Source organism: Dethiosulfatibacter aminovorans DSM 17477, assembly GCF_900142005.1.
In the GTDB taxonomy this organism is placed as follows: Bacteria; Bacillota; Clostridia; order Tissierellales; family Dethiosulfatibacteraceae; genus Dethiosulfatibacter; species Dethiosulfatibacter aminovorans.
This window is the reverse complement of the sequence record NZ_FQZL01000047.1, coordinates 1-14,262: the sequence shown is the minus strand read 5'-3', so window position 1 is coordinate 14,262 and position 14,262 is coordinate 1. Positions and strand designations below refer to the sequence as shown.

Annotated in this window: 13 protein-coding genes; 1 reads left to right on the top strand and 12 read right to left on the bottom strand. The window is 37.2% G+C overall.

Going from position 1 to position 14,262, the window contains the following annotated elements; translation table 11 throughout:
* Entirely contained in the window at positions 1-168 is a 168-nt protein-coding gene (locus BUB05_RS17490) for an IS3 family transposase (RefSeq protein WP_139258070.1), read from the top strand.
* A 474-nt stretch (positions 169-642) separates the two neighbouring features.
* Here the strand turns inward: BUB05_RS17490 and BUB05_RS17485 are convergent, their stop codons facing one another.
* From BUB05_RS17485 to BUB05_RS17430, 12 genes are all read right to left on the bottom strand, one after another.
* Positions 643-2,028: a sodium-dependent transporter gene (locus BUB05_RS17485; RefSeq protein WP_073050967.1), complete on the bottom strand. Its 1,386-nt coding sequence runs from the start codon at positions 2,026-2,028 to the stop codon at positions 643-645.
* 63 nt (positions 2,029-2,091) lie between these two features.
* Complete coding sequence (locus tag BUB05_RS17480) at positions 2,092-3,282, bottom strand: pyridoxal phosphate-dependent aminotransferase (RefSeq protein ID WP_073050965.1); 1,191 nt, start codon at positions 3,280-3,282, stop codon at positions 2,092-2,094.
* A gap of 120 nt (positions 3,283-3,402) precedes the next feature.
* Positions 3,403-5,070, bottom strand: a complete 1,668-nt coding sequence (gene ilvD, locus BUB05_RS17475; protein WP_073050964.1) for a dihydroxy-acid dehydratase — start codon at positions 5,068-5,070, stop codon at positions 3,403-3,405.
* A gap of 142 nt (positions 5,071-5,212) precedes the next feature.
* Positions 5,213-5,431 carry a tautomerase family protein gene (locus BUB05_RS17470; RefSeq protein ID WP_073050963.1) on the bottom strand — a complete coding sequence of 73 codons (219 nt, stop codon included), beginning with the start codon at positions 5,429-5,431 and terminating at the stop codon, positions 5,213-5,215.
* Between the two features lie 19 nt (positions 5,432-5,450).
* Positions 5,451-6,437 carry an ornithine cyclodeaminase family protein gene (locus tag BUB05_RS17465; RefSeq protein WP_073050962.1) on the bottom strand — a complete coding sequence of 329 codons (987 nt, stop codon included), beginning with the start codon at positions 6,435-6,437 and terminating at the stop codon, positions 5,451-5,453.
* Between the two features lie 23 nt (positions 6,438-6,460).
* Complete coding sequence (locus BUB05_RS17460; RefSeq protein WP_073050961.1) at positions 6,461-7,465, bottom strand: proline racemase family protein; 1,005 nt, start codon at positions 7,463-7,465, stop codon at positions 6,461-6,463.
* Positions 7,466-7,756: 291 nt separating this feature from the next.
* Positions 7,757-8,968 carry a PucR family transcriptional regulator gene (locus BUB05_RS17455; RefSeq protein WP_073050956.1) on the bottom strand — a complete coding sequence of 404 codons (1,212 nt, stop codon included), beginning with the start codon at positions 8,966-8,968 and terminating at the stop codon, positions 7,757-7,759.
* Positions 8,969-9,516: 548 nt separating this feature from the next.
* Positions 9,517-10,431: a DMT family transporter gene (locus BUB05_RS17450; protein ID WP_073050954.1), complete on the bottom strand. Its 915-nt coding sequence runs from the start codon at positions 10,429-10,431 to the stop codon at positions 9,517-9,519.
* Positions 10,432-10,494: 63 nt separating this feature from the next.
* Positions 10,495-11,832: a YjiH family protein gene (locus BUB05_RS17445; protein ID WP_245819954.1), complete on the bottom strand. Its 1,338-nt coding sequence runs from the start codon at positions 11,830-11,832 to the stop codon at positions 10,495-10,497.
* A gap of 37 nt (positions 11,833-11,869) precedes the next feature.
* Positions 11,870-12,793, bottom strand: a complete 924-nt coding sequence (locus BUB05_RS17440; RefSeq protein ID WP_073050952.1) for a carbon-nitrogen hydrolase family protein — start codon at positions 12,791-12,793, stop codon at positions 11,870-11,872.
* 171 nt (positions 12,794-12,964) lie between these two features.
* Entirely contained in the window at positions 12,965-13,810 is an 846-nt protein-coding gene (locus BUB05_RS17435) for a MerR family transcriptional regulator (protein ID WP_073050950.1), read from the bottom strand.
* Positions 13,811-14,001: 191 nt separating this feature from the next.
* Positions 14,002-14,262, bottom strand: a 261-nt coding sequence (locus BUB05_RS17430; RefSeq protein ID WP_139258068.1) for an IS3 family transposase, incomplete at its 5' end; no start/stop codon positions are given.

Below are 14,262 nucleotides of genomic sequence, written 5' to 3'. Positions count from 1 at the left end.
ATGTTAAAATCAGAAATGTACTATTTGAAGAAATTCAATACTTACGATGAGCTGGAAGCAGCAATTAAGGATTATATATTTTATTACAACAACAAGCGATATCAGAAGAGATTAAACTGTATGACACCATTGGAATATAGACAATATCTCATGGATAATGCTGCATAAAAATACCGCCAACTAATTAGTTGACGGTACTAAATTTTTTGTTTTTTCTACTGTCTACTTGACAGGGGGCACTTCAAATTATCGACATTTCCACATAAACTTTCCTATTCTATCCTCTCTAACCCTTGATATCCCTAACTATCTTCAGCACAGTTTCCACATGGCCCGTTTGTAAAAGCAAATATCCATAGTATAACCTATCGCTACGTAGTTTAACTCAGAGTATCAAGGTTTTTGAGGGTTGGTTTTTATTTTTGTTATGTAGTGTTATCTGTTGTATCGTAGTGATACAAGATGTTATCTGCTTACTAAGTTGGCAAGATGTTGGAAATGTCTACATTATACTATTCAACAAACCGTATAACTCGATTTTTATGAACTAATATAATTGCAGTTTAAATAGCGATAGAAAAAAACCTACTTAGATTAACTTTTTCAGTTAATGCAAGTAGGTTTTCAGAAGTAACAAGAATGCTAGATTATTCCAACTCCCGTCAATAGTATTATCGTTACTGCAATCGGTGCAATATACTTAACAACCGGACTCCACCAGTTCTGAACTTTCAAGAATCCTTCTACGCCAATATTCGTCTCTTCCTTGAAATTGCTGAATTTCCATACGTATCCCGTATAAAGAATTATCAGTAACGCATCAAGTACAAGCAAAACACTTCCGGACATGAAATCCACAAAATCAAATATGGATTTCCCGAATATCATTACATTGCTCCATGGACCCATCGACAACACCGACGGAATTCCCAGGCAGAAAACAATGGCAGTAGCTATCCATACAGATTTCTTTCTTTCAAGATTGAACAGATCCATTATTGATGATGCTATTCCTTCATGGTGCCCAATGGCAGATGTTATACCAGCGAATACAACCAGCAAGAAGAACGCTCCTCCGATGAATTGACCTCCGGGAATTACTGAGAACAGTTTTGCCATTGTTATGAACAGCAGTCCAGCTCCTACATCAGGCTCAAGACCGAATGCAAAGAGTGCCGGGAATATTACAAAACCTGCTACAACTGCTATCATTGTATCAAATCCGATTACCATCAGACTGTTTCCTGGAACATCTGATTTTTCAGGCTTAAGATAACTTCCATAAACAAAGGCTGTTGCCATGCCTATTCCTATGGAGAAAAATGCCTGACCCAATGCAGCCAATATGGTCTGAGATGTTACCACAGAGAAGTCCGGTTTCAAATACCAGATTACTCCTTCCATAGCTCCCGGGAATGTTACCGACCTTATCGCAAGAAGTACAAGAGATACGAAGAGAATCGGCATTACTACCTTGCAAACCTTTTCAACACCTTTTTGTATACCCTTTGTAACAATAAGGGTGACTGAAATGCACACAACCAGATATAATGCTATTATTACCGGAGAATTGGTTGAAAAAGCATCAAACGAAGATTTCAACGTATCTACGGATGCTCCCACAAATTCTCCTGATGATATCTTGAAGAAATATGCCAAAACCCATCCGATTATCATGTAGTAGTATGAAAGTATCAAGGTAGTGGCTATTACACCAAACCATCCAATCAGGTTCCATGGACTTCCTTTTTTGTTCAACTTGCGCATTCCTGCTATTGGCGACGCCTGAACCTTACGTCCAAGACTCACCTCAGCTGTATACATTGGAATTCCTATAAGTACAGTCAGTATCAAGTAAATGAATAGAAATGCTCCGCCTCCGTTTTTACCAGTAAGATATGAAAATCTCCAAATATTACCAAGACCAACTGCAAATCCTGCTGCAGCCATAATATAACCGAATTTACTACCAAAACCTTCACGGCTGTCTGTTACTGGAGCGTTTTTTACTTCAATATTATTATTCATCAATAAACCTCACCTATTTATATTATATAATACTAAGCTAAAATTAGATACTCTATCATGTTATTAACTTGCCATCTTTTGTTTCTCAATTATATACTCTTTTATCAACTCCATTGCTACAAATATTTCTTCCATAGAACAACAATAGGATATTCTGACATAATCACCCCACTGTTTTCCAAATGAATCTCCAGCAGCTAATGCAACCCCTTTTTCATTTAAAAGACCCAGGCAAAAATCTGCTCCACTCTGTCCGGTTCCAGCAACATTCAGGAATATGTAGAATGCACCTTCAGGTTCATAAAAAGAAACTTCATCTATTTTACTCAGATAATCAACGATATATTCTCTTCTTCTTTTGTATTCATTAAGCATAGTTTCAGTTTCTTTTATATCTTCCGTATATGCCTTAATTGCCCCTTCCTGTGCAAAGGATGTAGGACATATTGCCAAGTGCTCGTGGACATTCTGCAAGCCCTCGATGAATTCGGAGTTACCCAATACATAACCTACTCTCCATCCTGTCATGGAAAATGTCTTGGAAGTGGAATTGACTATAAGTGTACGTTCTCTCATTCCAGGCAAATTTGCAATGCTTAGGAACTCACCGTTAAACACGAATTTATCATAGCATTCATCAGACACGACTATAAGATCATTTTTGATTGCAAAATCAGCAATTACCTTAATTTCTCCAGGACTCATGACATATCCCGTAGGATTGTTTGGAGAATTAATCAATATCAGTCTTGTTTTATCCGTAAGCCTTGATTCAAATTCCTCGATTTCGTATTTCATTATTCCATCTTTCAGTACTGGTACTTCTACAAGCTTAGAACCCGAGCAAGCAATCTGGTAGCCGTATGATCCATAGTAAGGACTGGGAACCAACACCTCATCTTCACTGTCCAAAAATGCACTCCAAATGCATTGCAATGCTTCACTGGCTCCGACTGTTATCAAAGCTTCTGTTTCAGGATTGTATTCCAATCCGTGTGTATCTTTCGTCCAGTTTGTTACTGCCTCTCTCAACTCGTGAATTCCACCTGGTGGCGCATATTGCACATTGCCGTTTCTGATAGCATCAACTCCAGCTTCCTTAATAACATTTGGAGTATCAAAATCCGGTTTACCTATCTCCATATGTATTATTCTCTGACCTTTTCTTTCCAATTCAGAAGAAATGCCGAATATTGCAAACAAGCCTTTGTCACCTGAAAAGGCATCCATTCTGGAACTAAAATATTTATTCATATATACCTCAACCTTTTGTTTTATCTTATTAATCATCTATTTGATCAACCTACTCAAGGAAGTATTCCCCTTCAACTGAAACAAGCTTCCAAGAGTATTAATGATCAAAATTATTTATAATTATTTGAAATCTATATCCCAAGGCTGCATTGCTCCGCCTTCATCTGCAGGTCTGCAGTGTCTTGCATAGATATCAAGCAGTCCCGAACTCACTTTTGGAGGCGGGCAAACCCAGTTCTTTCTTCTTTCTTCTATTACATCTTCTGCAACATCAAGGTTTATAGTACCTTTAACTGTATCGACAGATATCATGTCCCCTTCTTCAATGAGGGCAATCAATCCGCCCCTTGCCGCTTCTGGTGTAACATGTCCAACGATGGCCCCATAATTAAATCCTGAGAATCTGGCATCGGAGATCAGTCCCACACTTTTGTGAAGATCCTTTGCTATCAATGCATCTGTAGTAACCATGAGTTCCGTCATACCCGGAGCACCTACACAACCTTCGTAACGTATAACTATTACATCTCCAGCCTTGATCTCGTCTCTTTCAATAGCATCGTAAGAATCCAGGTCGCTGCTGAAAACCCTGGCCTTGCCTGTAAACTGCTTCATTTCTGCCGGTACACCTGTAGGCCTAACTATGGATCCTGTAGGCGACAGATTCCCCTTGAGTATCTTAAGTCCCGGTTCATTGAACAGAGGATTGTCAAGAGTTCTGATTACATCCGAACTTTTCGCCTCTATATTTGCAAGCAAGTCTTTCCATGTACGCCCATCCATAGTAGGTACGTCGGTATACAATTCACTTTCTATCATCTTCATAACTGTCAACGGACCACCAGCATAGTGGAAATCCACTACTGTATAGGGACCGCTTGGAATCACACCTACTATACAAGGCAGCCTGTCGGCATAGCTGTCAAAATCATCCAGTGTAATCTTGATGCCAAGCTCGTTTGCTATTGCTATGAGATGCAATACGATGTTTGTAGAAGCAGCAGTAGCCATTGCAAAGGCAATTGCATTGAATAGTGTCTCCTTGGTTATAAGGTCTGATGGCTTTCTGTCGGCAATGGTCATTTCCACAATGGCTTTACCGGCTTCTCTGCTCTTTCTTAATTTTACGTTGTCTATTGCAGGGATTGTTCCCGTTCCAGGCAATACAAGATTCAATATCTCTCCCGTCATCTGCATGGTATTTGCCGTACCCATTGAAGGACAAGCTCCAAATGAAGGACAAACACACTCTTCCATTTCAGTCAAGACTGCTTCGCTTTCTCCACTGAGAGCAGCTACATCCAGCTGGGCCTGAACCATTTTTTCACCTTTGTAACGTCCCGCAGTCATGGAACCGCCAGTTACGCAAAGTGTCGGTATATCAAGTCTTGCCATTCCCAAATAGCATCCTGCTATGATGTTGTCACATGAAGCCACAGTAACCAGTCCGTCAAAATTGTGTACTTTTGATACGAATTCTATTGAAGCAGCTACAATATCTCTTGCGGCCTGTTCATATTTCAACTCTTCTGCACCGTTTGCCACATTACCGCAAGTCGCCGGCACTCCAAACTCTACAGGAATTCCACCTGCTTCCCAGATACCCTGTTTTACTTTTTCAGTAATTGTACGCAGATGGGCAGTTCCTGGAGAACCTTCCATGAAAGTGTTAGCCACACCGATATGAGGTTTCTTTCTTATATCGGAATCGCAGTAGCCTGCCCCTTTCATCATTGTACGTCTATGCACGGCTTTTTTACCGTTCCAATATGACCTTGTTTTATCCATTTGAATACTCCTTTTCAAGTTATACTTCTTTTATTTATCCGTCATAATGATTCAACTGACAGATATTTGGAAGGACTAAATGTCCTGAAAATCTTGAATTTATAACGCGTTATATTTTGTATCTTCCTTTATGTCAATGGACTCATCTGATGAAGCTTGATGGAATCAATATTTCCTGATTTGCAATTTTTCTATTCGCTTCTGTAATAAATTTGTGTGATTCAATCACTTCAAATGATACAGAAATGTCTTCCTCATCCCATCCTGCTGTTTCCACCAGACACTGTTGTATATTCCTAGAGATTTTTGCCAGTTCATCCTTACTTCTACCCGGGTACAGTATCATACTGATATGCGGCATAAGTTCCTCCTTTAATTCCCTACTTCCAATTTGTACCTATTCCTTTATCTATTGCCTTTTCATAAACGGCCTTTGCAGTCATAAGGTCCTGTATACCTATTCCAACTGTCTTGAATACAATGATCTCCTCATCATCCTCTCGACCTTTGACCCTTCCCGACAATAAAGCTCCCAATTCTCCTGTAAGATCCTTCTCTGAAACAACCCCTTCATTCATCGGAATAATAATATCTCCGGATTCTTCAAGGACAGCCGACTGTGAATCTGTAAATATCTTGCCTGCACGTGCAAGTATTTGAGGGTCCATTTCCTGCATGTCCGGCTGATAAGATCCTACACAGCTTACAGTGATGCCTTCTTTACATTTTGAAGCATCAAAGACAGGCTTTCTAGATGGCGTAACCGTTATCAAGAAATCAGCATCTTCAACTACTTCATCGGCCGAAAGGCAAGCAACTATCTTTGTGTTATAACCTTTAAGCTCTTTACTCATAGTGTCTACAAATGCTTTTGTACGTTCGTATGAACAATCATATACCTTGACCAAATCAAGTTTCCTTACGGACAGCATTGCTTCCAGCTGAGTCGCCGCCTGACCTCCCGTTCCTATCAATGCACCAACCTTTGCGTCCTTTCTGCCCAGGATATCGAAGCAGGCTCCCGAAGCGGCTCCGGTTCTCAATTGCGTGACATACGTGCCATCCAGTATTGCCACAATATCTCCCGTTCTGGCATCAATCAAGACAACCTGAGCAAAGCTTGTTGGTATTCCCTTATCCATATTCTTAGGATAAATGTTGATGATCTTAAGAGATGCATAATCCGTATCTTCTGCATAGGTTGGCATGAACAAGAGTGTACCGTCATGTTTGGAAGTTCTTATATTCGTCCTAAGTGGATTTTCGGTTTTATCATCAGAGTAAAGAACAAAGGATTGTTTTACCGATTCTATTGCATCTTCCATTGAAAACACACGTTTTATATCCTCTCTATTTAGAAGCAACATAGTTTCTACCTCCTATATTCTGATCAACTAAGTGAAAATCCATATTTAACAGGATCATCCGGATCAATTATGAACTTACTGTTGCCCGTAATAAAGGCACTTCCCGTAATCTCAGGTACAACAGCAACATAACTGCCCACTTTTGTTTCACACAATACTCTTCCAACAAATTTAGTATTGATTATGCTTTCATAAGTAAATTCTTCGTTGATTCCCAGTTTCCCTTTGGCATACAGTGTTGCCATCTTTGCACAGGTTCCTGTTCCACAAGGAGATCTGTCAATTTGCCCGTCAAATATTGTCACATTCTGCATGTCTGCATCTTCCGATTTTGCAGGTCCGTAAATCTCACAAAGATCTATGGTGTTTATATCAGGCAATTCCGGATGAACTACATCTATCTGCTCATTTGCCGCTTCAATTATAGCCATTCCTATCTCAACCAATTGCGATGCATTTTCAGGACAGATATCAATATTGAGCTGTTCATGATCCACAACAGCAAAGAAACTGCCTCCGAAAGCAACATCAATCTTTACATCCCCGTGGTCCGGTACACTTATAAGTACATTTTCCCTGTATAGAAAAGCTGGTACATTTTCGAACGATATTTTTTCCGCTCTTCCTTCCTTGACCTTTGCCTTGATGGTTACAAGTCCGGCCGGAGCTTCCTGTCTAATAATGGTCTCCGGCTCGCATGCTTCAACCATGCCTGTTTCTATTGCTATTGTCGATACCGCAATAGTCCCATGTCCGCACATATTATGATAACCCTGTCCGTGCATGAAAATGACTCCATAATCAGCTTCAGCCATGGTCGGCTTGGTAATGACAGCCCCAAACATATCCCTGTGACCTCTCGGTTCAAGCATTAAGGATTTCCTGATATCATCATAATTGTTGATGAAACTTTCTTTTTTTTTCATCATCGTCTCACCTATGATGTTATGAATGCCACCTACAACACATCTGAGCGGTTGACCCATAGTATGTGATTCTACTGTAAATAACGTTTTCTGTGTTTTCATAAACCTACTCCGTTTCTTACTTCAATTAACAGTATTGATTTTTTGCATATGCTTATATTGAATTTTCAAGTTAATATCCATGGATTAATTGATCAACTCTTGTATTAATCATATAACACTCTGTTGGTGCAAACAATTCGCACAATTCATGAAATATTTTGGCTTTTATGGGCATCAAATGCTACAATAAAACTTCATAGTCCTGTACAAAAAGCACAATAAAAAAACTACTGCTCCTTTGCATAAAAGAACAATAGCCATCTTCTCATATATATTAAATTTAATTTCTCTTTATTCAAACGGGAACATATCAAGTATCATGAATGCATTGAAGAAATCTCTTTTTATATTGAACTCATTTATGTCCATCATTGTTATCGCTTCTATTTTTTCCAGTCGATATTGCAGGGTATTCCTGTGTATAAACAAATTCTTGGATGTCTGTAATATGTTCCCGCCTTGAATAAGATACTCCCGAAGAGTTTCCAGCAACTGGGAAGAACCTTCCAGGTCTGTTTCATACAATTTTTTCAAATATTGGTTCCTGAGCAATACCATTTTTCTATTGTCCTCAACATAAAACATCATCCTGTAACTTCCAATGTCCGAAAAACTCTTGACCATTTCAGGAAACAGTTTCTTTCTCAATAGGGTTCTGGTAAAATATGCTTCATTCAGACCGCTTAATATATTCATTCCATCATTCATTACACTGCTGAAGGTCAAAAATATGTCACAATCATCCTGCTCCAGGTTAAGACTTGCATTGATTTTCTTCAAAGAATCAGCAATTTCCATCAAATTTTCTTCATTATCAGCGTATATCAGATAATCCACAGACTCCAGGTTGACTTTGCATAATTCCTTCAGTTTTAATTTATCAAATAATGCACCCGTATGTTTTTGCAGTTTCCTGGAAAAACCAATCATCATATCGGCCCTTTCCATAGTCTGGTCGTTTATTTGTTGATTTTCACTGATACTGAACACTCCTAACAAGAAGTAACTGTTAACCGGTATCCCCAGACTATAGAACAACTGGCGCTTTTCCTCATGACTCAACGACGATGAATTCAACACTTGGTCCAAAATAGATGTATTTTTCTTTGTTAAGTATCTGTTCTCCAATATGAAGTCACTAATCTCGCGTGTAACGTCCAAAAAACTGATGACTCCCTTTACAAAAAACAACGGGATTTCTTTTTCATTCGCCTTGTTGACAACATTTTCAGATATTCCCTTGAAATTAATTCCACCTTCTACCAATATTCCTGACAAGTCATTCATGAATGCTTCTTCCACAAGCTGAAGCAACTCGGCCTCGTCAAATTCATGTTCATATCCCGAAACCAAAAGAAATTCTCCACCCTGAACCCACGGTGTAATAGTCTTTGTATGTTTAGCATACACCCAGGAAATCGCTCTGTTTAAGCCTTTTCTGCCAGCTACTAATCTTACATTTCGAAATATATCCAAACCCATTAGCTGATTACAAGTAACCATCAAATATCCTCCAGTGAATAATTGTTGCACCTAAATCTTCCTTATATCAATATTTTCATCCAGTTCATTTAAATAATCATATCATAGGAATTAAATTAAAAGCAATAACCATTAGAAGATAAATGCAATCGCTTTCATATTTCAACATTTCACTTAACGTGTTTTTCCACTTATCCTCATTTCGTTGAATATAAAAATGAAATGTCGGCAAAATGTCGACATTTCCACATAAACTTTCCTATTCTATTCTCTCTAACCCTTGATATACCTCACAACCTTAAGTACCGTCTCCACATAGCCCGTTTGTAAAGCTCAATTTCCATGGTGATGTCTAGAGTTACTTAGTTTAACTTAGTATATCAAGGTTTAGAGGGGTGGTTTTTTCTATTTGTTACGTAGTTTTACCAAATGTATCGTAGTATGACTTAGTACTACCTGCAGGCAATGTTGGCAAGATGTTGGCATTGCCTTTGGCTACAGTTCAACAAGATGTTTAAAACATACCACCAGCTAAGCTGGTGATCAGAGTTTAGTAATATTCATTATATTTACTTTATAGCCTGATTATCTATGAAAACATCAGATTCATCATTTTCATTGCTTGTGGAAAATGCAGTTACAAGAACCGAAATTATCACTAATACACTACCTGTAACTGTGAATGTGGTTATGGTTTCATTGAGGATGATTACCCCTAGCGCTATTCCTATGATAGGTTCTGATGTACTTATTATTGCAGCAGTTATGGATCCTAGAATCCCTACACCTTTCGATAAAAGAACAAAAGGAAGGGCTGTTAGAAAGACAGATATTATAAAAACATAACCAAAACCTGATTTACTCATTATCATAAATTGGTCTTGTTGAATCAAGCCATAAACTAATCCAAATATGCTGGAAATCGAGCACATATAAAATATGCTTACAACGCTGTTAAGTTTTTTTACTTCAATGTTAGCAAATCCAAATATATATGATGAGAAGGAAAATGCTGATAGTATGGCAAAAATAATACCCAACACATTCAAGTTCATTTTTGGTTCAAATGACAAAATACAAATCCCCATTATAGATATAAGCAAAGATATAGCTTTCTTAAAATTGAGTTTTTCTCTGTAAAATATGACCGCCAAGGCGGTTACTATTGCAGGGTAACTGAAATGAATAGCTGTAGTAATACCCACACCAATCCTCTCATATGCTAGATAGAGAAATAGTGATGTAGCAAAATTGCCAAATACAGCGATGATTGTCAATATGCGGACTTGCTTCAAGTTAATTGTAAATGGTATCCTATTGATTTTCAAATATACATACAATGTAATGGTCGCTACCAATGCTGTTAAAAATAGCATTGTAGAAACGCTCATACCTGCATCATATGCAAGCATTACAAATATTGGAAGTATTCCAAATGCTACTGATGAAGTTATAGTATAAATTATTCCTTTTTTTCTAATCATTTAAAACCTCTTCTTACAGCAGCTCGGAACAATTGTGTTCCGAACTGCTTCACTTAATGTTTATTAAAACACCAGATGTGCTATAATCGATGCAAATACTATGGACAGCATGGTTCTTTCAACCCAAATCAATAAAATATCTCTCATTTTCACAGGTATATCGGTAGACATCAAGCAAGGTATGGAAGCAGAGAAGAAAAGTATTCCAGATATGCTTGTAACCGCAGTGACAAATTTCGTTATCATATCAGATTGAATCACCAAAAGTGAAGGTATGAACATCTCAGCAATTTCTGATGCATTCGCCTTAGCCGACAACATAGGATCTGGCAATTTCATCAGCGCTACAACTGGGTAAAATATATATCCCAAATAATCAAAAAATGGTGTATATCCACTGATAAGTAGTCCTATTAATCCAATGGACATAATGCTTGCCGTTACTGCGGAAGACATCTTCAAAGCATCACCCAGGAAATACTCCTTGGCATTCGCATATAGAGAATTTGAATTTCTTGCTGCATTTATACCGGACTTAAAAGCCCTAAAAAGTATGTTTCCTGTTTCTTCTTCCCTCTCCTGAATAGGTTTATCATAATATGACTGCGGCATTTTTGATATTGGATATATTCGTGCAGTAATTGCCGTAACTGTAAATGTTACGACAAAAGTGGTTAAAACAAACAAATTCCAATAATCCATTAAACCAAGAGTATTAGCAATTACCACCAGAAAAGTAATAGATACAGTTGAAAATCCTGTCGCTATGATGACTGCCTCTTTTAGTGAGTAAATACCCTTCTTATACAGTTTGTTTGTAACCAGTACCGCAAAGGCGTATCCATCAGCAAAGGAAAGGATGGCATCAAGAGCTGACTCTCCTGGAGTTTTCCAGATTTTTCTCATGAGTGGTTTAAGCAGTACACTGAAAAACTCTAATATTCCATAATTAATCAAAAGAACAAAGCTTACTACAGCAATCGGTATCATGACCGATATCGGTTCAACAATAAGGTTGAACAAAAATGGGATCATGTTCTCATCCATTAGAAAAGCTGGTCCTATGTTGAATACTGCCATAGCTCCAATTCCTACACCTAAAATCTTAAGAAATGTAAATACCATTTCCTGTCTTGAATTATTCCATGTCCCTTTGAGAAATGGGTAAACCCCTCCAAATACTATCATGGCTAATGTATAGTATGGAATATAATCTCCAAATACTTTATAGACAAGATTTATTAGATGTTGAAGAATAATGGTATCATTGCCGCCTATTTCAACACTGATAAATGTAGCAAAAACTCCAGCTGCAGAATAAACAAGAAACCTGAATATACCCATACCTTCACTTACTTTGTATTTTTGTTGATCATGTTTTACATCATTCATATTATTCATAAATTCCTCCCATAATAATTATATCACAATCAATAAATCACTTGACTTTCCCTATTGTTCCCATACCAACTTCTCTGACTTTATCCTTGTACTCCTTGGGATTATATGTAAGGCTCCCCATTCCTTGATATACCGGATAATCATTAATACTGTCTATTGACGGGAATTTTATGTTGAATCTTCTTAATGAGTTCAAATGTTGATCTGCTCCATATTCTCTTTTGTGCTTGACAGCATCTATATCAAGTGTAATTACATAAGTCATTGGAATCTCCGAACACTTGTGCATAACATTTCCCGTGGGATCTATGATAACGGAACTTCCACAACTGTTAAATCCTGCGAGTTCAGACTTTGCATCAGAAGTCCATATGAAGAAACACTCATTTTCCAATGCTCTAGCGCGAGGCAATATTTCAGGAATATACTTAAACTCCATAGAGTCTGATGATGGACACAACATGATTTCTGCTCCCATGAGTGCCAGCTTCCTTGGAATTTCAGGGAAAAAATGATCATAGCAAATCAAGATACCTACCTTAATATTCTTTTCCTCAATCTCAAAAATACAATAATCGTCGTCCATACTGGGTGATGAAGGTTCGCCGGGCTTGAAAGGCACTTTTTTTCTATAAGCCTTCAACAAGCTTCCATCGGGTCCGAATACAGGACATGTGTTGTAAAATTCTCCTTCTTCAAGATCGCTGCTTTTCTCTGCCATGGTACCTGGTATAAAACAAATCCCATATTGCTTTGCAATTCCTGACAGATAGTTTGTGATATCACCTGGGATTTCTTCTGCATATTCCAAACTTATGCCAAATTCCACCCCCAAAATTAATTCAGGTGTTACATACCTGGACATCATTTCATCTACCTTCTTCTTAATATGCTCCAAATTCTTTGATACATCTGATGATATTGGCATTTGAATAATTCCAACATTTAAATAATTAGCCATTATTATTCCTCCTTCATGGTATAATTTATCCTACCACTGTATTGTTGGTATAATGTCAATAGAAAGATCAAAGAAAGTCTATGACCTAACTGTGTATTTTCAACGGTTTTAAAAAAAATCAAACCTTATTACACAATAAGGTTTGATTTTTTACTCAATTTTTATTTATTTTCACTCGATAATTGGAATTTGAATCTCTGTTACAAACTCTTTGGGGTTATCAACATGCAGAGCATTCACCCTGGCAATTTCTATGGAATCTCCAGCAATAACATACTTATTTTCTGTAATATGATTATATAGTGCTTCATAACTGTCAACCATACTGCTGTAGCTGCCATAGTGATAAGTATATACATATTTGCATTTTTTCAATATGTTATCACTATAATGAAAGTTCTCTTCTCCTGTTGATTCAATAATAGTTCCGATTCCATTATAGTAATTGAATTTCTTGCTCATTAAGTTTTCCTTGTTTATTCGAAGAAAAACCGGATTCGTTAGTTTAAAACCATGGTTTTCATTGGCAACGACTAGTAATTCAATAATCAATTCTATCATTTCATTAAGTTGATCCATAGTAAAATCAATTGCTATTTCTATATAGAATCTGTTTTCTATACCTTTAAGGCCAAAATATCTATTTTCATTTCCAGCGTTGGCACTGTCTATCATAGATAAATAATTTCTTAATTCTTTGGCAACTTCCTTTTTCATTATCAAATCTTTGATTTGACTGTCTATATCTTCTTCAATATCACTAAGCGTGTTTTTAAGAAGTCCGGTATCTTTCACATCAATGTACTCTTTAATTCTAGCAAGGGAAATTCCAGCCTGCTTTAGCTCTTGAATATGCAATAATATATAAAATTGATTCAGTTCATAGTATCGATATCCCGTTTTCTCATTTATATATAAGGGTTCAAACAAACCAATCTTATCATAATGTCTTAATGTTTGCTTAGAAATACCAAAGAGGTTTGACATTTCTCCTATTGAAAACCTTCTCCTATTCACTGGCCACTCCTTCATGACAATTTTTATCATTAAATCAATATAATGATACCATACTTTCGAACACACAGCAAAAGTATAGTTATCATTAAAAACAAAAGTGGAAATGTCGTCAAATTGAAGCGCCCCCTGTCAAGTAGACAGTAGAAAAAACAAAAAATTTAGTACCGTCAACTAATTAGTTGGCGGTATTTTTATGCAGCATTATCCATGAGATATTGTCTATATTCCAATGGTGTCATACAGTTTAATCTCTTCTGATATCGCTTGTTGTTGTAATAAAATATATAATCCTTAATTGCTGCTTCCAGCTCATCGTAAGTATTGAATTTCTTCAAATAGTACATTTCTGATTTTAACATTCCCCAGAAGGCTTCCATAGGACCATTATCAATACACCTAGCTACTCTGGACATGCTTTGGATCATTTCAGCGTCATTAAGCTTCTGCCTAAA

What these genes read in the sequence shown, in the direction of transcription:
- BUB05_RS17490 (WP_139258070.1), top strand. Translation starts at nt 1, where the DNA reads ATGTTAAAATCAGAAATGTACTATTTGAAGAAATTCAATACTTACGAT.
- BUB05_RS17485 (WP_073050967.1), bottom strand. Translation starts at nt 2,028, where the DNA reads ATGAATAATAATATTGAAGTAAAAAACGCTCCAGTAACAGACAGCCGT.
- BUB05_RS17480 (WP_073050965.1), bottom strand. Translation starts at nt 3,282, where the DNA reads ATGAATAAATATTTTAGTTCCAGAATGGATGCCTTTTCAGGTGACAAA.
- ilvD (WP_073050964.1), bottom strand. Translation starts at nt 5,070, where the DNA reads ATGGATAAAACAAGGTCATATTGGAACGGTAAAAAAGCCGTGCATAGA.
- BUB05_RS17470 (WP_073050963.1), bottom strand. Translation starts at nt 5,431, where the DNA reads ATGCCGCATATCAGTATGATACTGTACCCGGGTAGAAGTAAGGATGAA.
- BUB05_RS17465 (WP_073050962.1), bottom strand. Translation starts at nt 6,437, where the DNA reads ATGTTGCTTCTAAATAGAGAGGATATAAAACGTGTGTTTTCAATGGAA.
- BUB05_RS17460 (WP_073050961.1), bottom strand. Translation starts at nt 7,465, where the DNA reads ATGAAAACACAGAAAACGTTATTTACAGTAGAATCACATACTATGGGT.
- BUB05_RS17455 (WP_073050956.1), bottom strand. Translation starts at nt 8,968, where the DNA reads ATGGTTACTTGTAATCAGCTAATGGGTTTGGATATATTTCGAAATGTA.
- BUB05_RS17450 (WP_073050954.1), bottom strand. Translation starts at nt 10,431, where the DNA reads ATGATTAGAAAAAAAGGAATAATTTATACTATAACTTCATCAGTAGCA.
- BUB05_RS17445 (WP_245819954.1), bottom strand. Translation starts at nt 11,832, where the DNA reads ATGAATAATATGAATGATGTAAAACATGATCAACAAAAATACAAAGTA.
- BUB05_RS17440 (WP_073050952.1), bottom strand. Translation starts at nt 12,793, where the DNA reads ATGGCTAATTATTTAAATGTTGGAATTATTCAAATGCCAATATCATCA.